At 57.8% G+C, this 25,230-nt stretch carries 27 protein-coding genes and 1 tRNA gene; 21 read left to right on the top strand and 7 right to left on the bottom strand.

Annotation, left to right across the window (positions count from 1 at the left end; genetic code table 11):
• Positions 1–43: 43 nt before the first annotated feature.
• Positions 44–790: a 2,3-diphosphoglycerate-dependent phosphoglycerate mutase gene (gene gpmA / locus F8197_RS19485; RefSeq protein ID WP_056146664.1), complete on the bottom strand. Its 747-nt coding sequence runs from the start codon at positions 788–790 to the stop codon at positions 44–46.
• A 96-nt stretch (positions 791–886) separates the two neighbouring features.
• On the opposite strand from gpmA, the gene F8197_RS19490 reads away from it, so the two are divergent.
• The 5 genes from F8197_RS19490 (at position 887) to F8197_RS19510 (ending at position 3,823) form a co-directional block, all read left to right on the top strand.
• Positions 887–1,345, top strand: coding sequence for a rhodanese-like domain-containing protein (locus F8197_RS19490; RefSeq protein ID WP_373996914.1), 459 nt, complete (start codon positions 887–889; stop codon positions 1,343–1,345).
• Between the two features lie 15 nt (positions 1,346–1,360).
• On the top strand, positions 1,361–1,621 hold the full coding sequence (gene grxC / locus F8197_RS19495; RefSeq protein ID WP_056147205.1) for a glutaredoxin 3: 261 nt from the start codon (positions 1,361–1,363) through the stop codon (positions 1,619–1,621).
• Positions 1,622–1,799: 178 nt separating this feature from the next.
• Entirely contained in the window at positions 1,800–2,279 is a 480-nt protein-coding gene (gene secB, locus F8197_RS19500; RefSeq protein ID WP_056146661.1) for a protein-export chaperone SecB, read from the top strand.
• Between the two features lie 63 nt (positions 2,280–2,342).
• Positions 2,343–2,786, top strand: a complete 444-nt coding sequence (locus F8197_RS19505) for an SH3 domain-containing protein (protein WP_152883236.1) — start codon at positions 2,343–2,345, stop codon at positions 2,784–2,786.
• Entirely contained in the window at positions 2,783–3,823 is a 1,041-nt protein-coding gene (locus F8197_RS19510) for an NAD(P)H-dependent glycerol-3-phosphate dehydrogenase (protein ID WP_152883237.1), read from the top strand. Before F8197_RS19505 ends, F8197_RS19510 begins: the two co-directional genes overlap by 4 nt.
• A gap of 22 nt (positions 3,824–3,845) precedes the next feature.
• Here the strand turns inward: F8197_RS19510 and F8197_RS19515 are convergent, their stop codons facing one another.
• Genes F8197_RS19515 through mscL form a run of 3 tightly spaced genes read right to left on the bottom strand, consistent with a single transcriptional unit; the run spans position 3,846 to position 6,178 of the window.
• A complete protein-coding gene (locus F8197_RS19515) occupies positions 3,846–4,535 on the bottom strand; it encodes a DUF2461 domain-containing protein (protein ID WP_152883238.1) in 690 nt (229 codons plus the stop codon).
• A gap of 15 nt (positions 4,536–4,550) precedes the next feature.
• Positions 4,551–5,702, bottom strand: a complete 1,152-nt coding sequence (locus F8197_RS19520; RefSeq protein ID WP_056146653.1) for a Do family serine endopeptidase — start codon at positions 5,700–5,702, stop codon at positions 4,551–4,553.
• Between the two features lie 29 nt (positions 5,703–5,731).
• Complete coding sequence (gene mscL / locus F8197_RS19525) at positions 5,732–6,178, bottom strand: large conductance mechanosensitive channel protein MscL (protein WP_026637810.1); 447 nt, start codon at positions 6,176–6,178, stop codon at positions 5,732–5,734.
• A 384-nt stretch (positions 6,179–6,562) separates the two neighbouring features.
• Here mscL and petA point away from each other — a divergent pair, with 384 nt between their 5' ends.
• The 9 genes from petA to F8197_RS19570 all read left to right on the top strand — a co-directional run bounded on the left by petA (position 6,563) and on the right by F8197_RS19570 (position 15,303).
• Complete coding sequence (gene petA / locus F8197_RS19530) at positions 6,563–7,171, top strand: ubiquinol-cytochrome c reductase iron-sulfur subunit (RefSeq protein WP_019924692.1); 609 nt, start codon at positions 6,563–6,565, stop codon at positions 7,169–7,171.
• Between the two features lie 3 nt (positions 7,172–7,174).
• Positions 7,175–8,587: a cytochrome bc complex cytochrome b subunit gene (locus tag F8197_RS19535; RefSeq protein ID WP_056146651.1), complete on the top strand. Its 1,413-nt coding sequence runs from the start codon at positions 7,175–7,177 to the stop codon at positions 8,585–8,587.
• A gap of 32 nt (positions 8,588–8,619) precedes the next feature.
• Positions 8,620–9,384: a cytochrome c1 gene (locus F8197_RS19540; protein ID WP_152883239.1), complete on the top strand. Its 765-nt coding sequence runs from the start codon at positions 8,620–8,622 to the stop codon at positions 9,382–9,384.
• Between the two features lie 120 nt (positions 9,385–9,504).
• Positions 9,505–10,116 carry a glutathione S-transferase N-terminal domain-containing protein gene (locus F8197_RS19545; RefSeq protein ID WP_017877976.1) on the top strand — a complete coding sequence of 204 codons (612 nt, stop codon included), beginning with the start codon at positions 9,505–9,507 and terminating at the stop codon, positions 10,114–10,116.
• Between the two features lie 110 nt (positions 10,117–10,226).
• A complete protein-coding gene (locus F8197_RS19550; RefSeq protein ID WP_056147204.1) occupies positions 10,227–10,736 on the top strand; it encodes a ClpXP protease specificity-enhancing factor in 510 nt (169 codons plus the stop codon).
• Positions 10,737–10,762: 26 nt separating this feature from the next.
• Positions 10,763–10,838: transfer RNA gene (locus tag F8197_RS19555), tRNA-Thr, on the top strand.
• A gap of 192 nt (positions 10,839–11,030) precedes the next feature.
• Positions 11,031–11,996: a site-specific integrase gene (locus F8197_RS19560; protein WP_193333483.1), complete on the top strand. Its 966-nt coding sequence runs from the start codon at positions 11,031–11,033 to the stop codon at positions 11,994–11,996.
• Positions 11,997–12,874: 878 nt separating this feature from the next.
• Entirely contained in the window at positions 12,875–13,543 is a 669-nt protein-coding gene (locus F8197_RS19565; RefSeq protein WP_152883241.1) for a hypothetical protein, read from the top strand.
• Between the two features lie 191 nt (positions 13,544–13,734).
• Positions 13,735–15,303: an integrase gene (locus tag F8197_RS19570; RefSeq protein ID WP_152883242.1), complete on the top strand. Its 1,569-nt coding sequence runs from the start codon at positions 13,735–13,737 to the stop codon at positions 15,301–15,303.
• A 42-nt stretch (positions 15,304–15,345) separates the two neighbouring features.
• Here F8197_RS19570 and F8197_RS19575 read toward each other — a convergent pair whose 3' ends face one another.
• The 3 genes from F8197_RS19575 to F8197_RS19585 all read right to left on the bottom strand — a co-directional run bounded on the left by F8197_RS19575 (position 15,346) and on the right by F8197_RS19585 (position 18,181).
• Positions 15,346–15,663, bottom strand: coding sequence for a hypothetical protein (locus tag F8197_RS19575; RefSeq protein WP_227012326.1), 318 nt, complete (start codon positions 15,661–15,663; stop codon positions 15,346–15,348).
• A gap of 183 nt (positions 15,664–15,846) precedes the next feature.
• A complete protein-coding gene (traI, locus tag F8197_RS19580) occupies positions 15,847–17,880 on the bottom strand; it encodes a TraI/MobA(P) family conjugative relaxase (protein WP_152883243.1) in 2,034 nt (677 codons plus the stop codon).
• The gene (locus F8197_RS19585; RefSeq protein WP_152883244.1) at positions 17,861–18,181 is read right to left on the bottom strand and encodes a MobB mobilization protein; all 321 of its coding nucleotides are present in this window, start codon (positions 18,179–18,181) and stop codon (positions 17,861–17,863) included. Before F8197_RS19585 ends, traI begins: the two co-directional genes overlap by 20 nt.
• A gap of 285 nt (positions 18,182–18,466) precedes the next feature.
• Here F8197_RS19585 and F8197_RS19590 point away from each other — a divergent pair, with 285 nt between their 5' ends.
• The 7 genes from F8197_RS19590 (at position 18,467) to F8197_RS19620 (ending at position 25,216) form a co-directional block, all read left to right on the top strand.
• Complete coding sequence (locus F8197_RS19590) at positions 18,467–18,817, top strand: protein mobC (protein ID WP_227012327.1); 351 nt, start codon at positions 18,467–18,469, stop codon at positions 18,815–18,817.
• A gap of 10 nt (positions 18,818–18,827) precedes the next feature.
• The gene (locus tag F8197_RS19595) at positions 18,828–19,511 is read left to right on the top strand and encodes a protein mobD (RefSeq protein ID WP_152883245.1); all 684 of its coding nucleotides are present in this window, start codon (positions 18,828–18,830) and stop codon (positions 19,509–19,511) included.
• Positions 19,504–20,145, top strand: a complete 642-nt coding sequence (locus F8197_RS19600; protein WP_152883246.1) for a DUF6753 family protein — start codon at positions 19,504–19,506, stop codon at positions 20,143–20,145. The genes F8197_RS19595 and F8197_RS19600 overlap by 8 nt, the downstream gene beginning before the upstream one ends.
• A 679-nt stretch (positions 20,146–20,824) precedes the next feature.
• On the top strand, positions 20,825–22,258 hold the full coding sequence (locus F8197_RS19605) for a hypothetical protein (protein ID WP_152883247.1): 1,434 nt from the start codon (positions 20,825–20,827) through the stop codon (positions 22,256–22,258).
• 547 nt (positions 22,259–22,805) lie between these two features.
• Positions 22,806–23,054, top strand: coding sequence for a helix-turn-helix domain-containing protein (locus F8197_RS19610; protein WP_152883248.1), 249 nt, complete (start codon positions 22,806–22,808; stop codon positions 23,052–23,054).
• Positions 23,055–23,056: 2 nt separating this feature from the next.
• On the top strand, positions 23,057–24,403 hold the full coding sequence (locus F8197_RS19615; protein ID WP_152883249.1) for a type II toxin-antitoxin system HipA family toxin: 1,347 nt from the start codon (positions 23,057–23,059) through the stop codon (positions 24,401–24,403).
• A gap of 204 nt (positions 24,404–24,607) precedes the next feature.
• A complete protein-coding gene (locus tag F8197_RS19620; RefSeq protein ID WP_152883250.1) occupies positions 24,608–25,216 on the top strand; it encodes a hypothetical protein in 609 nt (202 codons plus the stop codon).
• Positions 25,217–25,230 lie beyond the last annotated feature (14 nt).

Genomic DNA, 25,230 nt, shown 5'->3' on the forward strand with positions numbered 1-25,230 from the left:
ACAGACGCCGCGCCAGTTATTACTAAGCTTGGAAGAAGACAAATTACTTGGCCTTGCCCTGGTTGGCCACTGCCGCTTGCGCTGCCGCGATGGCATCGGCGTCGCCGAGGTAGTAGTGGCGGATCGGTTTCAGGTCGGCGTCCAGTTCATACACCAGCGGCTGGCCGTTCGGGATGTTGAGGCCGACGATGTCGTTGTCGCTGATGCCGTCAAGCATCTTGATCAGCGCGCGCAGGCTGTTGCCGTGGGCCGAAATAATGATTTTCTTGCCGGCGCGGATGGCAGGGGCGATTTCCTCGTCCCACACCGGCACTACACGGGCCACGGTGTCTTTCAGGCATTCGGTCAGCGGAATCTGTTCTTTCGACAGGCCGGCGTAGCGCGGGTCGTTGAACGATACACGGTCGTCGGACGCTTCCAGCGCCGGCGGCGGCGTGTCGTAGCTGCGGCGCCATACCAGCACTTGCTCGTCGCCGTACTTGGCGGCGGTTTCACCCTTGTCCAGGCCTTGCAGGGCGCCGTAGTGGCGCTCGTTCAGGCGCCAGTCGTTCTTGATCGGCAGATACATCATGTCCATTTCGTCCAGCGCCAGCCACAGCGTGCGCACGGCGCGCTTCAGTACCGAGGTGTACGCCAGGTCGAAGGTGAAGCCCGACTCCTTGAGCACCTGGCCGGCGGCCTTGGCTTCGTTGATGCCTTTTTCGGTCAGATCGACGTCGGTCCAGCCGGTGAAGCGGTTCGACAAGTTCCAGGTGGATTCGCCATGGCGCATGAATACGATTTTGTACATGTGAATAATCTTCAAAAAAAGTGGGTAGTAAGTGAGTAAGAACGATCGCTGCTTCTATTTTATAATGCGCGGATTCATTTAAACCATTGGAACCCTGTGAAATTCTTCATTGACAATATTTTCCTGATCGCCGTGGTGCTCGTTTCCGGCGGCGCCCTGCTGTTCCCGATGCTGACCCAGCGCGGCAAGCGCGCCAACCCGGCCGACGTCACGCTCTTGATTAATCGCAGCAAGGCCACCATTGTAGATGTACGCGAGGCGAAAGACTTCGCGCTCGGCCACCTGCCGGACGCGAAGAACATCCCGTTTGCCGAATTCGACCAGCGCATCGGCGAACTGGACAAGTTCAAGAGCAAAACCATGGTGGTTGTGTGCCAGACTGGCGGCATGCGCGCCTCCACCGCCGCCAGCAAGCTCACCAAGGCCGGTTTCACCGACGTGGTGACCCTCGATGGTGGTATTGCCGCTTGGAAAAAAGCCAACCTGCCGCTGGCAAAGCCTGCACAGGCCAAGCCGTCGCTGGCGAAAACGCCGGCGAAACCGCAAGCCAAATAACTGGAAGGAAGCATGATGACTGCCGAAGTGACGATGTACACCACCGCCGTATGCCCCTATTGCATCCGCGCCGAGCGGCTGCTGGAAGCGAAGGGCGTGACCGACCTGAAAAAAGTCCGTGTGGACCTCGATCCGCAGCAACGCATGCTGATGATGGAAAAAACCGGCCGCCGCACCGTGCCGCAGATTTACATCGGCGACACCCACGTCGGCGGCTTCGACGACCTGTATGCACTGGACCAGGCCGGCAAACTGACGCCCATGCTCAACGGCTGATTGAACTTTTCAGTCAACTGCGAGACCAAATACAACGCCAGGCCAGAAAGTCTTGGTTGCGATGATGGTTTTGATACAATTGCCTTCGCGTTGATTTGAGCTGTAGCATTGCCCATACCAAGCACAACTTATATTGAACGGCTACGGCCGTTCTTGTTCACCATAACGAAAGCGCTCCATGTCTGAAGAAAATCTGCAACCAGTATTCCAAATCCAACGCGTCTACCTGAAAGACATGTCGCTGGAACAACCGAACTCGCCAGCTATCTTCCTGGAACAGGAAGCGCCAAGCATCGAAGTCGCCCTGGACGTTGGCGCCGAGCCACTGGCCGAAGGCATCTTCGAATCGACCGTGACCATCACCGTGACCGCCAAAGTCAACGACAAGGTCGCTTTCCTGGTCGAAGGCAAGCAAGCCGGTATCTTCGAAGCCCGTAACATTCCAGCCGACCAACTGGACCCGCTGCTGGGCATCGGCTGCCCGAACATCGTGTATCCATACCTGCGCGCCAACATCGCCGACGTGATCACCCGTGCCGGCTTCCCGCCAGTGCACCTGGCCGAGATCAACTTCGAAGTGTTCTACCAGCAGCGCCTGCAAGCCGTGGCTGACGCCGCTGCTGCCGCGCCAGCTGCCGATGGCACCACCACGCACTAAGCAATTCGTAGCATCCGCCGCCGGCGACTCTGCCGGCGGCTGTTTCACCAGACAAGGTTTGCAATGACATTTCCCCGTTTGATCGCCGCCCTGGCCATGACGCTGGCCGCTGCCGCCAGCCAGGCATACGACTTCAAAACGGTGGGCGCCGCGCCTGCGGTGCTGTACGACGCGCCTTCCACCAAGGGTGGCAAACTGTTCGTGGTGCCGCGTGGAGCCCCGCTCGAAGTCGTGCTCACCTATGGCGAATGGATCAAGGTCCGCGATATCAACGGCGACATGGCCTGGACCGAAGCGCGCAGCCTCACCGGCAAGCGCAACGTCATCGTGCGCGCCGCCAATCTCAAAGTACGCAGCACCCCGGACGATGCCGCCACTGCGGCCTTTATCGCCGACAAGGGCGTGCTGCTCGAAGTGCTGGACACCGCCGCCGGCGGCTGGCTCAAGGTCCGCCATAAAGACGGCGTGACCGGCTACGTCAAGAACGCCGATATCTGGGGCGTATGATTCCCGCTCAACAAACAGCAGTGGCCGGCACCCGCAAGGTTACCGTGCTGGGCGCTGGCGCCTGGGGCACGGCTGTGGCCATGGCACTGGCCCAGCGCCACGACGTGCTGCTGTGGGGCCGCAATGCCGCCGCCCTGCACGCCATGGGCGAAGCCCGCGAAAACACCGATTACCTGCCCGGCCACCCGTTTCCCGAGCGCCTGCACGTGGCGGCCGATTTCGACGCGGCACTGGCCCATGCGGCAGGCCCCGACGGCCTGCTGATCGCGGCCTGCCCAGTCGCCGGCTTGCGGCCGTTATTGAAACAACTAAAACCCCACAACATCGCCCACGTCGTGTGGCTATGCAAGGGGTTCGAATACGACACCGGCCTGCTGCCGCACCAGATCGTGCGCGAAGAACTCGGCGACAGCGTCGCCGGCGGCGCGCTGTCCGGCCCGTCGTTCGCGCAGGAAGTGGCGCGCGGCCTGCCGTGCGCGCTGACCATCGCGTCCACCTCGAGCCAGTTGCGCGACAGCGTGGTGGCAGCCGTCCACGGCGGCAACGTGCGCGTGTATTCGAGCGCAGACCTGGTCGGCGTGGAAGTGGGTGGCGCAGTAAAAAATGTGCTGGCAATTGCCACCGGCGTGGCCGACGGCCTGGGCCTGGGCCTGAATGCCCGCGCCGCGCTGATCACGCGCGGCCTGGCCGAAATTACGCGCCTGGGCACCGCGCTGGGCGGCCAGGCCGAAACCTTCATGGGCCTGACCGGCATGGGCGACCTGATTCTGACCTGCACCGGCGACCTGTCGCGCAACCGCCGCGTCGGCTTGGCGCTGGCGCAGGGCAAGGCCCTGGACACCATCGTCCAGGAACTGGGTCACGTGGCGGAAGGCGTGCCATGTGCCAAAGCCGTGCGCGAACTGGCAGCGCGCATCGGCGTCGAGATGCCGATCACCAACGCGGTAGCCGGCGTGCTGTTCGACGGCGACCTGCCGCAGGCGATGGTGCTGCGCCTGCTGGCGCGCGATCCGCGCGACGAAAAGGTGCTGCGCTAGGCTTCGTTGAAGCCTGGCGGTATCACTCCTCGACGATCTCTTCCTTCGCACCCCGCATCCATTCCACCAGCGGGAACGCATCCTTCAAGCCGCTGGCGATGATCGGCACCAGCAACTCCGGCTGGTTGAGCGGCAAATCGATCTCGGTCCAGATGAAGAAACTTTTCAGCTTGATGTACTCGATATGCTCGTGCGCCGGATCGAAACCCTTGGGCGGACGCATCAACTTGCCTTCGTCGCGGATATCGCCGAAGGTCAGCTTCAGTTTTTTATTCTTCAACACCTTCTTGAAGCCGGCTGCGTCATCGACCATGTGCTGGCGCAGCGCCTTCAAACGCCCGGCCGGCGGCATGTACTCGCCGGCGCCGAACAGCATGCGGCCCGAGCCGTCGATCTGCATGTAGTAGGTGGGGCCACCGGCCTTGCTGGGGCGGCGCATGTCGTTGGGCGCTACCGCTGCCGAAAAGCGCGTTTTATACGGGCTTTTATCGTGCGCAAAACGCACGTCGCGGTTGATGCGGAACATCGCCTTCTTTGGGCTGCTGAACTTGACCGCCGGATCGAACTTGCCGAGTTCGGCAATCATCTCGGTGACCACTTGCAGGAATTCTTCGCGCAGGATGTCGTAGCGCGGCTTGTTCATGACGAACCAGGGACGGTTGTTATTGTCCGCCAGTTCGCGCAAAAATTGCGTCAGATCGCGTAAATGCATGGGTGTGACTGAACCTTATTTGGGGGGCGGGCGCTTGCCGACGGTAACGTCGAGCGTGGTCTCGCGGCTCTTGCGCAGGACCTTCATTTTAGCTTTTTCCCCCGGAACCAGTTGGGCGATCTGGTTGAGCATGCCGGTGGTGTCGCTGACCGGCTTGTCGTCCACCGACAGCAGGATGTCGCCGGGCCGCACGCCGCCCTTGTAGGCGGGACCGTTGCGCACCACGCCGGCAATCATGGCGCCGTTCTGGCGCGGCAGGCTGAAGCTGCGCGCCAGTTCCGGCGTGATGTCCTGGGTTTCCACGCCGATCCAGCCGCGCACGACGTGGCCCGACTTGATGATCGCTTCCATCACGGTTTTTGCCGTACTCATCGGGATGGCAAAACCGATACCGACCGAGCCGCCCGACTGCGAATAGATGGCCGAATTAATCCCCAGCAGGTTGCCGTGGGTATCGACCAGCGCCCCGCCCGAGTTGCCGAAATTGATCGCGGCATCGGTCTGGATGAAATTCTCGAAATGGTTGATGTGCAGATTGTTGCGACCGAGCGCGGAAATGATGCCCATGGTCACGGTCTGGCCCACGCCGAACGGGTTGCCGATGGCCAGCACCACGTCGCCCACCTGAGCCTGCTCGGCCTGGCCCAGCACGATCACCGGCAACTTTTCCAGCTCGATCTTGATTACGGCCAGGTCGGTCTCGGGATCGGTGCCCACCACCTTGGCGGCAGCCTTGCGGCCGTCGGCCAGCATCACCTCGATCTCGTCGGCCGCTTCCACCACGTGGTTGTTGGTCAGGATATAGCCTTCGGCGGAGACGATCACGCCGGAACCGAGCGACGAATCTTCCTCGTCGCCTTCATCGCCGAAGAAGCGCTTGAAGAACGGGTCTTTCATCAACGGATGCTTGCTGCGCTTGGGCCGCTTGCTGGTGACGATGTTGACCACGGCAGGCATGGCGCGCGCGGCGGCGTTGCGGTACGAGCCCCCGGCCAGCGCCGGCGGCTTCGACGGGCCGGCCTCGAGCATCGGCGCGGGCCGCTCGGCGCTGCCCATTTGCTGCAGGCGCACGGGCGCGGCGCGGTCGGTGACGAGCGCCGTGTAGACAAAATACAGTGCCAGCGCGACGGTGACCGTTTGCGCAAACAACAACCAGAGTCGTCGCATAATTCAACCCGCCACAGCAGGCGTCCTCGTTAATTCTTCGGTGAAGCGTTGCTGTTTTTCAGCGAATCGCGGATCTCGCGCAGCAGCACGATATCTTCCGGCGTGGCTGCCGGTGCAGCGGGCGCGGCCGGCTTTTCCAGGCGTTGGCGCGCACGGTTCATCAGGCGTACCATCTGGAAGATGATAAAGGCCAGGATGATAAAGTTGAGCAAGATGGTGATGAAGTTACCATAGGCGAACACGGCGCCCAGTTTCTTGGCTTCCTCGAGCGGCAGGCTGCTGGCCTGGCCGTTGAGGGGAATGTAGTAGCTGGCGAAGTCCAGGCCGCCGAACAGGATACCGATCGGTGGCATGATGATGTCTTTCACCAACGAATCGACGATCTTGCCGAAGGCGCCACCGATGATCACACCGACCGCGAGATCGACCACGTTGCCCTTCATCGCGAATTCTTTGAATTCTTTCATCATTGCCATATTCTTACCCCTCGACGTGTGGTCTTTTGTTTACAAAACTGCCCAAGGATCATACTATTTTTTCAATTGGATTCCAAACACCCTTGCCGTTTGCACACATCGACAAGGAATTAGTTTAAGTTTGACCTATATCAATAAAATAAAAAACAGGGGACGATTCAATAGCGCACCGTTCGCGGAAAACTGGCGCAAATCGGCGGAAGGCGCTCGAAAGTTACTTTTGAGAAAGCTTTTCCCGCCTTGTGGAACTCCCCTTCCCTTATAATTTTTGAGGTTGCAAGAAGCACACATCGAGTGCTCGGGACTTGGTCGGTTCTCCGGAGCATAGGCGCTGCACGGCAGGCAGATTTTTGTTGGCACTTTAAGAAAAAGATTGGGGTAAGAATGGGTAACGAAAAACAGATCGATTCCGGTCGCCGCAACCTGATCGTCGCGACAGGCGCGGCGGGGGGCGTGGTGGGGTTGGCGACGGCGGGGGCGCTGGTCTCCACCTTCCAGCCATCCGAACGGGCCAAGGCGGCGGGTGCGCCGGTCGAGGTCGATATTGCCGCCCTCAATCCGGGCGAAATGGTCACTGTCGAGTGGCGCGGCAAGCCGGTCTGGGTTCTCAAGCGCACGCCGGAAATGGTGGCCTCGCTCAAGAAAACCGACGGCAAGGTGGCCGATGCCGAATCGAAACGCAATCCCGACGAATACACGCCCGAGTACGCCCGCAACGAATGGCGCTCGCGCAAGCCCGAAATCCTGGTCGCGGTCGGCATCTGTACCCACCTCGGCTGTTCACCGTCGTCCAAGTTCCAGCCCGGTCCGCAGCCCTCGCTGCCCGACGACTGGGAAGGCGGCTTCCTGTGTCCCTGCCATGGCTCCACTTTCGACATGGCCGGCCGCGTCTTCAAGAACAAGCCGGCGCCGGACAACCTGCAAGTGCCGCGCTATATGTTCCTCTCCGACACCAAGCTGGTGATCGGCAAAGACGAGAAAGGCGAGGCATAAACCATGGCGGCGTTCAAAGAGACCAAGCTTCCGGCCGATGCTCCGGCCGCACAAAAAGCCCTCGGCTGGGTGGATGACCGTTTTCCGCTGACCAAGCTGTGGAACGACCAGTGGGGCAAGTACTACGCCCCGAAAAACTTCAATTTCTGGTACATCTTCGGCTCGCTGGCGATGCTGGTGCTGGTGCTGCAGATCGTCACCGGCATCTTCCTGACCATGCACTACAAGCCGGACGCCACCCTCGCGTTCGCCTCGGTCGAGTACATCATGCGCGAAGTGCCGTGGGGCTGGCTGGTACGCTATATGCACTCGACCGGCGCCTCCGCCTTCTTCATCATCATCTACCTGCACATGACGCGCGCGCTCCTGTACGGTTCGTACCGCAAGCCGCGCGAGCTGATCTGGCTGTTCGGCTTTGCCATATTCCTGTGCCTGATGGCCGAGGCGTTCTTCGGCTACCTGCTGCCATGGGGGCAAATGTCGTACTGGGGCGCGCAGGTGATCGTCAACCTGTTCGGCGCCATTCCCGTGATCGGTCCCGACCTGTCGCTGTGGATCCGTGGCGACTACGTGGTGTCCGACGCCACCTTGAACCGCTTCTTCGCCTTCCACGTGATCGCCATTCCGCTGGTATTGCTGGGCCTGGTAGCAGCCCACCTGATCGCCCTGCACGAAGTGGGCTCGAGCAACCCGGACGGCATCGAAGTGAAGGAAAACCTGGGCCCGGACGGCCACCCGCTCGATTCCATCCCGTCGCACCCGTATTACACGGTGCACGACCTGTTTGGCGTGTCGGTATTCCTGTTGATCTTCAGCTGCGTGGTGTTCTTCGCGCCGGAAATGGGCGGCTACTTCCTCGAGTACAACAACTTCCTGCCCGGCGACTCGCTGAAAACGCCGCTGCACATCGCCCCGACCTGGTACTTCACGCCGTTCTACTCGGTGCTGCGCGCCACCACGGCCGACTTCATGTGGGTGCTGATGTGCTTTGTGGCCGCCTACACCGTGTTCATCTGGCTCAAATCGCGCCTGTCGCGCATCACCAAGATCATCATTGCCGTGGTGGCCCTGCTGGCCATTATCGGCATGCTGCCGCAAGTGCTCGACGCCAAGTTCTGGGGCGTGGTGTTCTTCGGCGGCTCGGTGGTGATCCTGGCCTTCATGCCGTGGCTCGACCATTCGCCGGTGAAGTCGATCCGCTACCGTCCAAGCTGGCACAAGTATGTGTACGCGGTGTTCTTCATCTCGTTCATCATCCTGGGCATTCTCGGCACGCTGGCGCCGACCGACCTGTTCACCATCATTTCGCAAGTGTGCACCCTGTTGTACTTCAGCTTTTTCCTGTTCATGCCGTGGTGGAGCACGATGGGCACGTTCAAGAAAGTGCCCGACCGCGTGGTTTTCCATCCGCACTGAGCCGCTGAATCTCCGTACATAAAGGACTAGACATGAATTTTGCGAAGAAACTGCTGGCCGCGCTGGCCCTGGTGCCGGCGCTGGTACTGGCAAATGAAGCCGGTTTCCCTTACGATAAGGCCCCTGACCGTTCGAATAACATGGCCGCACTGCAACATGGTGCAAAATTATTCGTCAATTACTGCCTTAACTGTCACAATGCGTCCTCGATGCGGTACAACCGCCTCAAGGACCTGGGACTGACCGACGCACAAATCCGCGATAACCTGTTGTTTACCGCGGATAAAGTGGGCGCCATGATGACCACGAGCATGAATCCGAAGGATGCCAAGACCTGGTTTGGCGCGGTACCGCCGGATTTGTCGGTGATCGCACGGGCCAAGGCGTCGGGTTCGGGCAGCGGATCGGATTATCTGTACACGTACCTGCGCACGTTCTACAAGGACGATACCCGCCCGAACGGCTGGAACAACCGGGTACTGGAAAACGCCGCGATGCCGCATGTGTTATGGGAATTGCAAGGCGTACAGAAGATCAAGACGAAGGATGTGCCTGACCCGCACGAGCATGGCAAGACGATCCACCAGTTCGACGGATTCGAACAAGTCGCGCCGGGCACCATGAGTAAGTTAGAATTCGATAACGCGGTGGCCGACCTGGTTGGCTACATGCAATGGATGGCGGAACCTGCGGCGCAGACCCGCAAGAAACTGGGCGTGGTGGTGGTCTTGTTCCTGTCCCTGTTTGTCTTGCTGGCCTGGCGTTTGAACGCGTCGTACTGGAAAGAAGTGAAATAATCGAGAGCGCCGAAACAGATTTTCGGCGCTTGTTTTTGCGATGCCCGCCTGAGCGGGCAATCGGTTCTGGGGTGATCCGTTCGACGGCTCGCCCCCTTTGTTTCTAAGGAACTATAACAAATGATGGTTCTCTACTCGGGCACTACCTGCCCATTCTCGCAACGTTGCCGCCTGGTGCTGTTTGAAAAAGGCATGGACTTCGAAGTACGCGACGTCGACCTGTTCAACAAGCCGGAAGACATTTCGACCATGAACCCGTACGGCCAGGTGCCGATCCTGGTCGAACGCGAACTGATCCTGTACGAATCGAACATCATCAACGAATACATCGACGAGCGCTTCCCGCACCCGCAGCTGATGCCGGCCGATCCGCTGATGCGCGCACGTGCCCGCCTGATGCTGTTCAACTTCGAGAAAGAACTGTTCGTCCACGTGCACGTGCTCGAGAGCGAACGCGCCAAGGGCAACGACAAGAGCCACGACAAGGCCCGCGCCGAAATCCGCGACCGCCTGACCACGCTCGCGCCGCTGTTCCTGAAGAACAAGTATATGCTTGGCGACGAATTCTCGATGCTGGACGTGGCCGTGGCTCCCCTGCTGTGGCGCCTCGACCACTACGGCATCGAACTGTCGAAGACCGCAGCGCCGCTGATGAAATACGCCGAGCGTATCTTCTCGCGCCCGGCCTACATCGAAGCGCTGACCCCGTCCGAAAAAGTGATGCGTCGTTGATGCAGGGGCGCTGTGCGCCCTGGTATGAATGGTTGCAATAGTTGATCGATCGGCGCGCCCTGTTGTTCTGCCAGCGGGGCGCGCCAAGTTTCACCGTAGTCTGGAAGACCATGTCCGAAATCTCAACCAAGCCTTACATGCTGCGCGCCATCTACGAATGGTGCACCGATAGCGGCTATACGCCCTACCTGGCCGTCAAGGTCGACGCTTCGACCACGGTCCCGATGGAATACGTGAAAAAAGGGGAAATCGTCCTCAACATCAGCTTCGGCGCCACGTCCGGCCTGAAAATGGACAACGACGCCATCCGCTTCCACGCCCGCTTCGGCGGTGTCTCGCGCGAAATCTACGTGCCGGTCAACAACGTGATGGCGATCTACGCCAACGAAAACGGCCAGGGCATGGCGTTCGAGCCGCAACTCGGTGGCAGCGATGCTTCCGCCGGACAATCGTCGCCCGTGGTGGAAGAACCAAGCGCACCGGCACTCGCCTCCGTCCCGTCGATCGCCCCCGCGCCAGCACCGGTGTCGACCGCCAAGCCGGACGACGGCGCATCGCCCGACGACGACAACGAACCACCACGCAAGGGCGGCCGCCCGACCCTGACGCGGATTAAATAGCGTATAATCTGCCCCGTACAAGTTTCGCCGACTTAGCTCATTTGGTAGAGCAGTTGATTTGTAATCATCAGGTGGCCAGTTCGAAACCGGCAGTCGGCACCACATAGCGTTTCAGACAACGCGCGAAAAACCCGGAAATCACCGTCTTCATAGGGGATCTCCGGGTTTTTTTACGTCTATTCTTGCGGCAAACTCAGGTGTAAAACGGCTTTTTGGCGGATGCTTTTGCCAACGCGTGGCAAACTTTTACCAATGCTGCCAGTCCAATCCTACTTTGAACAGTTGGAGGTTGATATGTCTGCTCCAGTCAAGGATGGACAACGTTGGCGTCATCGCATCATGGTAAAAGGGGTCCGCGCCTCGGGCACCTTCGATACCAAAGCAGCCGCCCTCAAGTGGGAAACGCAGCAACGCATCAGGCTCAGCTCGGATATCCAGGCTTCTGCCAATCTGACATGCGCCGACGCCTTCAGGCGTTATGAGACTCAGGTGTCTCGTAAGAAACGCGGCTTCAAGTGGGAAGCAGGCCGCTTGGCGGCCATGGCTGCATCTTCGCTGGGATCGGTCACAATGCGCGATATATCTGCGTCACACATCGCTGCCTGGCGCGACGAGCGCCTGCGTAGTGTCCAAGGCGGCACGGTGACGCGCGAGATGAACCTGCTCTCGCACGTATTTTCTGTGGCCCGCAAGGAATGGAAGTGGCTAACAACAAGCCCAACCACGGACGTCGCCCGTCCCAAGGCCAAGCCGCACCGCGACCGCCGTATTTCCCAGGACGAGATCGACCGCATCTGCATCGCTCTGAACTGGCCCACCGACGGCAGCCTGTTTGTTCCGGAAAACAAGAAGCAGCGTATCGCGCTGGTGTTTTTGTTTGCCATAGAAACAGCCATGCGGGCCGGGGAGATCTGCGGACTGAAGGCCGACGACGTCAAGGGGCGTGTGGCGAGGTTGAGGATGACGAAGAACGGTCTGCCCCGCAACGTGCCATTGACGCAGCGCGCCGCCGATATCTGGTCTATGGTCCCGGACGGCTTTGGGGTTACCACTGCCTCGCTCGATTCCATGTTTCGCACCGCGCGTGACCGGGCATGCATCGAGGGGCTGACTTTCCACGACTCGCGCCATGAGGCGATCACCCGGCTTGCCGGCAAGCTCAACATGCTGGACCTGGCGCGGATGGTTGGGCACCACGACATCAAGCAGTTGCAGACTTACTACAACGCCAGTGCGGAGGACATAGCCCAAAAGCTGTGACCTCGATGGGCGCCGAAAAAGTGCCGCTGCGACGGGCGCTGCCGGGCGCCCGTCCCGGCAATGTCTTTCACCGCCAAGCCGACGTGCGGACCTGGCACTTCGCCGACCCAGGACAACGGTAAACCATCCGGCGGCGCCGAGCCGATGCGAAAAGTATGAGCGCCCCCCCCTGTGAACGGCGCCACCGCCGTGCTCCCGTCCCTCATTCCGTCGCCCGCCATGGGCAGCCCCGCCGCCGACCTCCCTCGCAAACGGCCACTGGCACCGATGGTGCCGGGCATGGGTGGCTGCGTCCGCAGTGCCTCGCGGGAAGATTCCGGACACGGCGCTGCCACGATAATAAGAATAATATTATTATTCTTATTACTGAGGTGACGGTCTCGGTTACGCCCATAACCATAGATAGCGGCGCCGGCACGGCTGCGTACACTTGAATTTAGCCGCTAAAGCACCAGCGATGGGCGTGTAGACATTTCGCTGCGGCTCGACTCTCGTCCTGAACAGGATAAGAATAAGAAGAATAATATTCTTATTATCGCGACGCGAACGCAGCACCGCTGCCAAGATTGCGGGCGGCAAGGTGGGTCGGCGTGGTTAGTTAGTTACAGGAGCGGGCCATGATGGTCGGCGCCGTGCCGCGCAGACCATCCATGAGGAGGGGCCGCCTGTTCAGGTAGGTTGCAGCGCGGATGCAGGTCGAATTCCATTAGACGCCGGGGACAGTCTACAGGTAACGTTTGATGGGATTGATCAACGCCCCACAAGTCCGTTCAGGCTTTCCATCTCAGTCGCCCACTAAAATCAATTATTGCGCATGAAAACAAATTTTCATGCGCAATAACGTGCTATTATGATTTCCAGTTAATGAGAAGGAATTTATGGCTTTTCGATCAGATGAAACTGCCCGTTTGGGCCTTGAGGAAGTATTAGGTTATCTAGTGCCCAAGATCAGGGATGTCGAACCGACGGAGCGCATACGCAGCAAAGGAACGCTACTCGACATTGCTGAACAATTCGGTCCAGTAGTTGACGGATACCCTAGCTGGCATCCGTTAGTTACACATCATGAGTCACGCAGTCCATCCACCCGCCCGAGCCAAGAATGTGGATACCAGGGACTGGATCATTCCAGATTCTTCGCCAATGGATTTATTACATGCCCATATGGTGATGGGCAGGAGGTTCTAGACTCGGTAGCGAACTTGCCTTTTCAGCACGCTGCGCGCATCACAGCCGAGAGGCTTGATGTTCAGCTCTACAATCCGAACGCCACGCCGATATTTGTAAAATGCGAGTGGGCAATGCCGCTTGAGGATGATGGAATGATTCCGATGAATATTGCGATACCTCTGATCTTGCAAAAAGAGGTGCCATGCTGGGAATGGTCGCAGGTTGCAGAAACATGGGAGTCGATGCGACCTTATTTACTGGGAAGCCCTCATGGAAGCCGCTCATCCCTGTTTGTAAGTGCGGAAACAGGGCTGGCAATCAAGAAGATGTGGATCTCGCTCATCTCCAGTGGAATGTTCGGCCCTATCAGGGCCTAATCAATGCACCCATGGGTGGGCACACAAAAGAAAAGCCCCGCAAAAGCAGGGCTTTTATTCACATAACCGGGGGAGCGAGCCAGTTGGAATCATCAGTCAGACTGCTTCATCCGGTCGGGTCGGTCCCCACTTAGAGGGTGTACTGGCAAGTTTTAGACAAACCTATCAGCCGAACCTATAAAATACACTGTATGACTACCTCTGTCAATCCCCAGGAAAACTTCGCCGTCGTGCGCATGTTGGAGTTTTTATCTGATCGCAGCCCCTGGAATCGCTCTCTGTGGGGTATCGGCATGGTGTTGGCGTTAGAAGAAATCTACGAAGCGTATCAGGTCATGGCGCAAGGTCATCTAAGCGAAGGTTCTATCAAGCAGGTCATTTCCTCGCTGAACAAACGTGTGGGGCAACATCCTGTCTTTACTTTAGACGAAAGGCGATTGCTCAACACGCACCTTCAGCAAGTACTACAACCGGGCAGCGTCGCTCACTACACCATCCGGCAGATCTCAGCCGTCGTAGCATCCGACTACCTGGCAAGGTGGGGCCGGGTTGTCAATTCCGGGAAGTTCAACGTTGAGCTTCTAGCGCGCAGCGTTGCCGCTCATCTGCTTGACGCAGGCTTTTCAGCGCAATATCTGCGCGACTTCATCAACGAAAAAATCAAGAAGGCTCATCCTTTTTCGCTTGCGGAGCTTTGCAACGATCTACAACAGGAAATGGCGGACAGCCCCCTGCGCGACATCGACGTCCTGCTTGCATTTAGCGCGGCCCCGAAAATGGTCAACGGTATCCCGCCCTCCTGGCTGCAAGGTGCGAAGGTCATCAGTTGGCTGAAAAAGCATCGCTTCGATACGTCTGGTGTGCGAGCGCCGGCGGCATTCGTCCTCAAGGTGCGCGCGCGCGACACGATAGGGGCGGCGCAGGCGGCGCGCAGCGAATCTGATCGATACGCCGCGCGTACGCTTTTGGCGACCGGTCGTCCATTGAATCGCTTGCCTTGGTTATGGGTGGTGGGCAGTGCCGCCGCGTTCGATCTGAACCATGATCGCCGAGGCGTGGAGGTAGAGGAGCTTTACAGAGAGGACCGCATATTTTCCGCCGATGCCAACAAAAGCGTCGATGCGGCATTGGAGCTGCTGGCCCACCTGGACGGCAGCTCGCCAGTGGCGGCGGTGGCCGGCGGCTGGGGTGCCATCGAAGGTTTGCTCGCGCCGTCCAATGATCGCTCGGCAGCTGCCGATAACCTGGCCGGCCTCGTGACCTGTTCTTTCCCTCGGTCTGAGTTGACGCGCCTGGCGCATTTGGTAAGGCAGGATTTTCCCGGCGCGTACCCCGCTCTTGAATCGGCTCCAAGCAACCGCGAGCGTTCGCGCGTGATCGCCGGGATGATCATTGACGGCACCATGCCCACACTCCAAGGTTTGAGCGATCAGGCAGCGATAACGAGAATGGGGAAATTATTTCAGAATCCTAAAACTGAGCTGAAAATTATTCGAGAGACAATCTCGGATTCTTTCCACAGGTTGTACCGACAGCGAAACATGATTTTGCATGCAGGCAAACTCGATAGTGTCGCACTGACGCCTGGGTTGCGCACTGTGGCAAAGCTTGCCGGCGCCGGGATTGATCGCGTCACGCATGGGCACTATGTGCAGCAACTGCAACCGCTCGATTTGGTCGCTAGAGCGAACGTCGCACTGGAGTTGGTGGACAAGTCCAATCCGCTCGCTTGCGTTGAGTTGCTTGAAACCACCAGTTAGATTCATGTGCGCCGTGAATACGTCGTACTTCAGTGTTGCGAGCTATCTGGCTACATGCCGCTCGGCCCAGGCGATCACGTCACGCGCCTTGTAGAGCGCCTGCGCGCGCACGGCGCCACGCATGGGCAGGCGTATCGGGCGCGGGAACGTGGGCAGCGTGATGATGTCGTCGCGCACCGTATCGACCGACCGCTTGAGGTAGGCGGCAATGTGCCGCGTATCCCATAAATCGATCGCCACCGGCAGCTGTACTGGCGGTGGTTTGGTCAAATGGTCCAGCAGCTTTTCCAGCAGTTCATCGGTGTTCATCATGGCCTCCATCACGTCGCTCCGGCCGACCGCCATCGGCATCCTTGGCATGAGGATTCCTGCACTGCACAGGGCAAGAATCCTCGCGGAAAGTGCCACTGTTCGCTGAGAAAAATTCACCAACCGTCGCACCGTCAACCATGGTGTGCTACTGCGATGAGGCCGGTTGATCCTTGATCAAGGCTTTGCTGTTTCGGGTTGTAGCGCGGTAAAACCCCGCAGACAATCCCACACTTAGCGGGATCTGCCGCGACCGTGATCGCGGCTAGGTTCTTCCGGCCGCGCTTCGAGGCGTTGCCATTGGTTCCAGTATTTTTTGAGTTCCTCGCCCTGGCGCTGGCCGTCAGCGCCGAACGCGTATGCCGCCGTGCGTTGGGCGTAATTGTCCCAGTCGCGCACCGCAACTTTCGGATGCATCATCGGTGCGCAAAGCCGCAGTGCCGATTCGACCTGCTGCTGCGTGTGGCCGGTGGCGCGCATGCGCACGGCAATCATGGCATCCACCCGCGACAGATCGGTGACCTTGCCTGCCTGGCGCTGCATGACGTCGCGATAGTGGCGAGAATAGGCCCTGGCACTAAGCTCATCGGACTGCGGCAGCGGTGTGGCCGGCGCCTCGGTGCGGCTCTGGCTCGGTGGCGTTGGCGATGTCCCGGCCGTGCGCGGCATGACGCGCGCTTCCAGTTGCCGCTGTCTCTCCTGGGCGATCTGCGCTTGCAACTCGGGGTTGTTGATCTTGAAGCCGTGTTCGACGGCCAGCTCGACGCAGAGCGCCTTGAACTGCGCCCGGCCCGACACATCGAAGCTGTCCCATTTTTGCTCGGCCAGCTGCAGCGCGGCCAGTACGCTGGCGCGTTCGCGCCAGGTGTGGATGTCGATCTCACGGCCCTTATCGACAAACGCTGCTTCCGTTCCCCTGCCCTTCTGGTCGCGCGCGGTGTACCGCACCTGGTCCCCGTCGATCTGCGACGTGTAATCGCGGATGTCGCGCGGCTTTGCCGTGTCGGCAGTGCCGCGAAGGTGCGCGACCTGGTTCGCACGGTAGCGCCATTCCTCGGCCAGCTCCGGCTGTTCCTGCTGCCGCAGCCACTGCTTCAGGTCGGGATATGGCCGATACTGTTCTCGCAGTGCTGCCCGATCCTTGCGCTGCTGCTCGCGCATCTCCGCCTGTTCGCCGGCCCGCTTCGCCGCCAGGATGCTCTCCAGCGCGTTGCGCAGTTCTCCCCTGCCCTTCCAGCGCCCCTGCAAGACCTCCGCGCGCTCCTTCCTGTGGCGTCGCACCTGTGCGGCGCGTTCGGCCTCCTGGCGCTGTTTTAACGCTTTCCAGGCGCCTTGCTTTGCTTCGGTGTGAGCGCGCCGGCCGTGGATGTACTGCGCCCACCCCGGCACGTCGTGCTGCACCGGCTCGGGCGCGCGCTCGGCCATGTGTGGCTGCTGCGATGGTTCGAATGCTCCCAGTCGCTTTTCCAGTTTGCCCAGGCTGGCCTCGCGGTCGGCGCGGCTGGCTTTGACGCCCACCTCGTTGACGAACAATACCGCCCCGCTGCCCACGCGTTCATAGCGCATGCCTTCTTCGGCCAAAGACTGGTGCAGCTTCTGCCAGCTGGTGGCGGCCTTGATGATCGGCGCGCCAATTTCGATGGCGATGCGCTCTGCGGATTTTTCGCCGGTGCGCTGCTCCATGTCGCACTTGGCCTGCTCCGGTGGTCGCGGTCCGCTGCGGCCATGCGCCGCGCGTTCGATGTCGCCGTCATCCTTGACCTGGTACCGGCCATGCCGTTCCCGCTGCCAGCCCTGCCGGTCCTCGATGCGGGCCACCGCCTTGTGTGCGGCCTCGATGTCGAAGCCGCGATTGGGCTTGATCACCTTGAGCGTCTGGGGATGTACGCGGTTGACGGCAATGTGCAGGTGGGTGTTATCTGTGTCCACGTGCAGGCCATATATCGCCTGGTGTTCTTCGAGGCCCAGCTCCTGGAGAAAAATATCGACGGCCTCCTCGACCTGGCGCGGATTCGGCTGTTCGCCCTCCTGCCAGCTCAAGACGTAGTGGTTGATGGTGTCGGCGCTGCGTACTGCTTCCTGCGCCAGTGCGAGCATTTCCGCCTTCTGCGCTGCATGGTCGTCGGACAGGAAGCCGCGCGCGCCGGCGTACAGGCACTTCTCCTTGGCGTTCTCCTGTTCCGGTGCGCGGATGTAGTCCATCAGCCGCTTCACGCGCGTGCCTTTGGTGGCGGACTTCTTCGGGTTCTTAATTTTTTTGACGATCATGGGAGAGCATCTCGATGTAGGCCTTGATCGCTGCCAGTGCAGCGGCGGTATCGCGGTGCAGGACGCCACCCGACTCGTTGTGGATGTGCTTGAGCAGGCCGCCGAGTCGGCGTAGCTCCCGGATCATCGCCTGGTCGGCGCTGGCGAGAATCGGGCGGCCGAAGTAGCGGCGGCGGACCAGCTCCGACATGCTCAGGGCGGCCAGGTCGGCGTCTTCCAGCAGGCGGGCTTTTTCTGCTTTGGTGACGCGGATGTTGATGACTGCGTCGAGGGCGTCTTGGCCTTGTTTTTCGAAGGGCATGGTGGCTCCGTCGGTGGCTGCGGTTGCAGGTGCCGCGCCGCGCGCAGCGTGTCTGGGGTCAAGGGGCTTGCCCCTTGCAGGATGAGCCATGCCGTGAGAAGCGTAGCGCCGAATGGCATGGCGTCCCTTGGCTCCACATGCGCAGCGTGTGTGAGACAAGGGCCATCCTGTATCTCTTTCGCGCACCACCACAGTCTACGATCCACGAGCCGCCACGAACTGATCTGCCACAAAGCCGGCCACAACTGCGGTGCTACCGTGACTGCAGACATACGGAGCGGGATCATGAAATATACGAGCGAGCAACTCGATGCGATCGCTGCCAAGCTGCGCGACATGCCGGCAGTGGAAAAGCGTCGGCAGGAGTACAGCAAGCAGGCCGCAGTCGCGGTGCTGATCAAGGAAATTACCGCGCTGCAAAAGCGCGGGTACGCCCTCGCGGAAATTGCGGAGGCCTTGCGCGGCGAGGGACTGGACATCGCAACGCCAACGCTGAAGAACTATCTTCTGCGCACAAAACCGGCACGCAAAAAACCCTCAGCAGCGACCGCCGTTCCGAAACCGGTGCCACAGAAGCCGCCGCCAGCGACCAAGCCCGCGTCGTTCCCGGTACCTTCCGACACCGACGAAATTTAGGAGAAGCACCATGGCAAACAACATTTATCTGATTGGCGGCGGCAAAGGTGGCGTCGGTAAATCCATGGTTTCCATGGCCACCATCGACTACCTGCTCCAGAAAGAAGCAGACCTGCTGCTGATCGACGCGGACACCAGCAACCCCGATGTCTGGAAGGCCTACAAGGACACCATCCGCAGCGACCTGCTCGACCTGGACAATGCCGATGGCTGGATCGAACTGATTAACCTCTGCGACAGCAATGCGGACAGCACCATCGTCATCAACACTGCCGCACGCAGCAACAAGGCCGTGAACGCATACGGCACCATCCTGAGCAACACCCTCCCCGAGCTGAAACGCAAACTGATCACGCTGTGGGTGATCAACCGCCAGCGCGACAGCCTGGAGCTGCTCAAGGAATACATGGATGCCATTCCCGACACGGTGGTCCACGTCATCCGCAATGGCTACTTTGGCGAGGAGCGCAAGTTCGAGCTCTACAACGGCTCCAAGCGGCGCACCGTGGTCGAGGAGCGCGGGGGCTTGTCGCTGACCTTCCCCGACTTGGCCGACCGGGTGAGCGACGACATCTACAGCAAGCGCCTCAACATCGCGCAGGCGGCCACAGAGCTTCCGATGGGAAACCGCGCCGAACTGCAACGGTGGCGCGGTGCAGTCAAAACCATGATGGATCGATTACCCCATGAATGATCTCGATGACGCCTTCGCCAGGCTGCTGGCGCGGCAACCTACCGACGCCGAACGTCAGCGTCTGTACCAAGTGCGCGATGCGCTGGACCTGAAGAACAATGATGCGTTGTGGCTGGTGCTGATCGCGTTGCAGCATTACGACAACATGTACTCGCGCTTTCCAGAGTTGATCAAGCAGGCTGCCGCGCAAACACTGCTAGAGTTTCAGAGGACAGCTACTTCAACGCTGGATGCGACCAAGGCTGTGGCGGAGGCCGATCTTGCGAAGGCGGTTGCCGCCACGGCGCGGGATGTAGCTAGGCTTACGGTCGTCAAGCAGGCGGCGATTTGGATTGCAACCTGCCTCGCCGTATGCGTGATGGCTTTCAGCGCTTTTGGCTGGTCGGTACACAACCGAGCCTTTAAGTCAGGATATGACAAGGGATACGCAGCTGCCTACGTTGAAGCAAAAGACGAGAAGGCAGCGGCATCATGGGCGAATACTCCCCAAGGAAAATCAGCTTATCGTCTGGCACAGTATGGAGCTATCGATAGCCTGACCGAATGCAATTTACCAGGGTGGAAAATTCAAGCAGAAGTGTGCTATGTCCGTCCGGCAAACGATGGTTTTGTCTATGGGTGGAGGGTCCGCTAAGATCGACAAGCAAATTAAAAATCCTTGTGTCGGTGGTTCGATTCTGCCCCGGGCCGCCAAGAACATAACTCACCAAACGCCGATCCATGAAGATCGGCGTTTTGCATTGGAGGGCTCGCAGTTCTCGGCTCCGGTCCCTTTTCCGGACCACCTTCTCTTAGTTCCTTGAAACCAAGCTTCAGGTGACGGTGTCGGGGCCACCCAACGAGACCGCGAGGCGATATTTCAGAAGCCTGCCAGCGGTGACAATTCGTGAATTTTAATTTTCGTAAGAGTGATATCCTTGGTGCAACAGAGAGGCCTATGGAATAGATAGCTATCTCGATTGTCAGTTGAGTGCAAATTTTATAAACAATGTCGTTTGACTTGCCAAAGGATCAAAGCAAAGCCCCGGCCCACTTGCATCGGGACACCTTCGGAAATATAGATTAATAATTGATTTCCCGAATTCAATAATATTATCGCCATATTTAGGAAAGTTTTCGCTACGCAGAAGCTTGAGAAAAATATCGATTTGAATACGAATTTTTTAGTATGGGATTCTGCTACAGAAAATTCTAAGCTAACCTACAGGTAGTTTAGCCTAAATTCCCAAAGAACTGTAAGTTTCATAGAAAAACGCTGGTTAAGCAAAAGAATTTTCGTAGTAATGGCGTTCACATTTATAGGCGATTAGACAATGGCAAGAGTACAAAACCCTATTTTATTTTCGAGTTACTTTGGTCTGAAACCTGGTGTATTAGAAGCGTCAGGATTAATAGACCCTTTTTTAAATGTCGATACTCAACTATTTATTGATCCAACGCTACTAGAAAAATCATCAAATGAGATAATCAAGGAAAAAGCGTTATCCGCATTTAGAAAGCATTTCAGCGACTTTTTACGATTATTAGAAATCTCGGAGCGAGAAGGTGATGCCGCATGGAAAGCAGCCCGGCGCCTTCTCGATCTGAGTGAGCCTGCTGATAATGGACTTGGATATGGTGGAAGTGGTAGATCAGGAAGTTCGAGGCCAGAAGCAATTCGCGAAACTATACTTCGAACGTCAAAGGAAATTGTAACTCTCGGAAGCAAAGATCCTGAAATGTTGGGGTTAATGGGCTTCTTCGAAGAAAACGTTGGTCCCGATACCATAAGCGATTTCACTACAAGAGTAATTGTAGAGCAACTATCTGAGATAACTGAAAATTTTTGCTTAACCAATGGAATTCCCACAAGTGATAAAGATGGTCAAAGCAAATTTAGTCTCCCGTCATTTGCTTTCGGTCGAGGAAAAAAGAAATATGTTCTTCTTGTTCCAAGTGACATTGTCCGAGAATTGCCAATTTCAAATGATCCCTCTGAAATATATCAAGCAATCTCTTTTAATCAGAAATTTCGTGAAAAAGTAAACTCTTTTTTGGCTGGGCATGAAAAAATCACTACAATTGAGCGAAAAGAAGCAGTGCGAAAAGCCGCATTAGAATCAGTTGATTTATTCAGCTCTTTCCTAAAATCAATTAAAGATTACAACCAAGCTTATAGCCAAGATGATGACCCACTTGGCTATAGAAGATTAAAAGAAGTTCTTCAATCCGATATAAAAACTTTCAAGGTAGATAAAAAATTTGATCTATCAGGTGGGCCAGAGAAAATTCTTGAGGTTGTGCACGAGACAATAAATGCATTTAGACAACATGTGGAAAATGGAAATCTTTGGGAAGCACTTTGGGCAAATGGCATTCCAAAAAAAGAAAGAGCTTCTCAGTTGATATATTTCGCGATTGCTGACTGCTTTTGCAAGGCAAATGACATTGATATTTCGCCTGAAGCTAACATGGGTGGCGGGCCTATCGATTTCAAATTCAGCAAAGGGTATGAGGCTCGCGTATTAGTGGAAATGAAACGTTCTAACGGTACAGTCAAGCATGGTTATGAAAAGCAACTCGAATTTTATAAAGAAGCAGCAAAAACCTCATTTGGAATATTTGTCATAATTGATTATGGAGACTTGGGTAATAAGCTTCTTACAATCCAAAAAATACGTTCAGAGCGCTTGGAAGCAGGCGAAGTCGCTTCTGATATAGTAGTTATTGATGCCACCCAAAAACAGTCCGCCAGTAAAAGAGCTTGATTTTCGGATAAATTATTTAGAAATAATTAGATAAAATGGAGAGGTGCTTGGATAACCCTCGATTGCAAATTCGATAGCCAAAATCGAGACACTACCAAAATTTGTCAAAACAATGCCCTAACTAGCTGAACCGTAACGACACACGAGTCCGGCAGTCGGCACCAGAAATTGGCAGTAAAAATAAAGGGGTACAGGTTTTGGCTTGTGACCCTTTTTTCTTCGCCTTGCTTTTCATAGCAATCGGCACGCGACTATCTGTGCTAGCTTCCAGCGCCCAGCATCAGAAAAATACCAGCCCGCGTTACGCTGGCTGCCGAGAACTTCCTTAACTCTCAGAACCGACAAGCTCCCCACCACCACAAATTCTTGTATGGACCAAACTTGCGTGCCTCACTGAGCGCTATCCTGATGTGTTTACGTCGCATGCGCTAACGACTTGGCCATTATCGAATGCCTACAGCCGAAGCCATTTTATCCGTTACTCAGCTATATTGACTTTATCTGAAAACCAGCTAAAGTGAACTTATCTGAGTAACGGATATTCGACATGTCATCTGCCCATCTTCTGCTCACCGCTGCACAGCTCGGCCAGCTACTCGTATCGGCACGCAAAGGGCGCAAACTCACCCAAGCTGCGGTGGCGATTCGCATCGGTTTGAGCCAGAATCGCATCTCTTACCTTGAGAGCCATGCCGACGAAATCAGCATCAAGCAGCTGCTCAGTTGGTGCTCGGCGCTCGAGCTGGAGCTGCACCTGGGAGAGCGCGACACTGCCAGCAGCCCGGCGGAGTGGTAGCGATGGGTCGCCGCTCGCACAGCCAAACACTACACCTGTGGGCCAACGGCGATTACGTCGGCCGGTGGACGGTCAACGCCAACGGGAGCTCCGAACTGGCGTACGACGCCGGCTGGCGCGGCTCCAAGGTTGGCCGCCCGATCTCCCTGTCGTTACCGTTCAATATGCGCAATGAGCCGCTAAAGGGCGTGAATGTCTCCAACTACTTCGAGGGCCTGCTACCGGATAGCGACATCATTCGCAAACGTATCGCGACCCGGTTCAAGACCGGCTCGCTCGAGCCTTTCGACCTGTTAGCCGCAGTCGGCCGGGATTGTGCCGGGGCTTTGCAGTTGCTGCCTGAAGGCGGAAAACCCCACGGACTTGGGCAAGTCGATGGCGTCGCCGTCGACGAGGAAGCCATCGAGCGGCACCTGCTCGAAGTGGTGAATCTGGAGCGCCACGGTGCACCGGAAGACTCCGACGACGACTTCCGGATTTCACTGGCCGGCGCGCAAGAGAAGGACGCATTCCTCTGGTGGGATGGTAAATGGCTCAAGCCGCGCGGCGCCACGCCGACTACGCACATCTTCAAGCTCCCCATCGGCATGGTCGGCGGAAAGCGGGCAGACTTCTCCACCTCGGTCGATAATGAATGGCTGTGCCTGCGCTTGTTCAAGGAATACGGGCTGCCTGCGGCGAATGCGGAAATTGCCACGTTCGGCACGCAACGGGTGCTGGTGGTCGAACGATTCGACCGCAAGCGTTCGTCCGACGGGAGTCAGCTGTTCCGGCTCGTCCAGGAGGATTTTTGCCAGGCGACGGGAACATCCCCGCTGTTGAAATACGAAAATGACGGTGGGCCGGGGTTAAAACAGATGTTTACTCTTCTGCAGCAATCGCGGGAGAGTGCCGCCGACATGCACACGCTCATGGCATCGCAACTGCTGTTCTGGATGCTGCGCGCGCCAGACGGCCACGCCAAAAATTTCAGTATCCAGCTACTTGCCGGGGCGGGCAGGTTCAAATTGACGCCTATGTATGATGTGATGTCGGGGTATCCCGTTATCGGTCCCGGTCCAAACCAGTGGGCAGAGCGCAAACTCAAAATGGCGATGGCACTCTTGGGCAGCAATCGCCATTATCTGGCGCACAACATCCAGCGGCGGCACTTCAACAGCACTGCAAAAGAGGTCGGCTACGGCGCAAACGCAGAGCCGCTGCTGCAGGATTTCATTGCCCGCACGCCCGCAATTGTAGAGAAGGTCCGCAGCGACCTTCCTGTGGGTTTTTCCGAAAAGGTTGCAGACAAAATTTTGGGCGGCCTGCTTGCCGCTGCGCGTGCACTTGAAAAGATGCCGCCAGCCTGACCGGTGCAGAATGGGTGCGTACGCGCTGCATGATCCTCGATTCTTCGTTCAGTGTGCTGGCAAGTTGCGATGGCGAGGGTGTGCCAGCGCGCGGAGACGCGCAGTTAATCCGATCGTGTCGTGACCATTGGATAGTTTTCCTATCGTCAACTTTTCATATAATGCCCACGACCTCGGCAATTGTGCTGATTAATGGATTTCTACATGAAAAACAAACTGGCCATCGCCCTGGTATGCACATTGGTTACCGCTTGCGGCGGAGGTGGCGGCGACAGTGCTTCCACGCCGGCGCCAACCCCGGCAACGTCGGCTTTAGCCGCCTATGCCGGCGTTTGGGAGGCGCCGTGCGATGGCAGGGAGCGCGAGACGGCAACGTTCACCATCGATGCATCTGGCGCACTTGCCATTTCAAGCAAGACTGAATACTTCGCCCTCGTCGGCTGTACGGGACCGGTCCTTGCGACAGAAACGTTGAGCGCGAATTTCACGGTCGTATTCACCGGTTCGGTCGATGCATCGGTCCAATTGACACAGGGCGCAGCACCCACTCCCATCAAGGTTGATTCCGTGAGTTCGTCGGTACCGTCGTATTCGATGCAAATTACCGGATCGGGTGTGGTTCGCTCAACCCTCAATGGACAGGCGCAATGGTGTATCGATTTCGGCGGCGGCTCGCGCACCTGCGTGCGTGACGAAGGGGTGCAACTGGCAGCGACAGCGCGCGGTGGGCTCTATCTGAAAGGGAATCAACTTTTCTCGCTTGATACGAGCGGCTCGACGTTTGTGGTCGGCGGCATCTACACAAAAAAATAGCGCAATTTATTCCA

Origin of the sequence: Duganella sp. FT27W (assembly GCF_009295655.1) — a bacterium.
In the GTDB taxonomy this organism is placed as follows: domain Bacteria; phylum Pseudomonadota; class Gammaproteobacteria; order Burkholderiales; family Burkholderiaceae_D; genus Rugamonas; species Rugamonas zoogloeoides.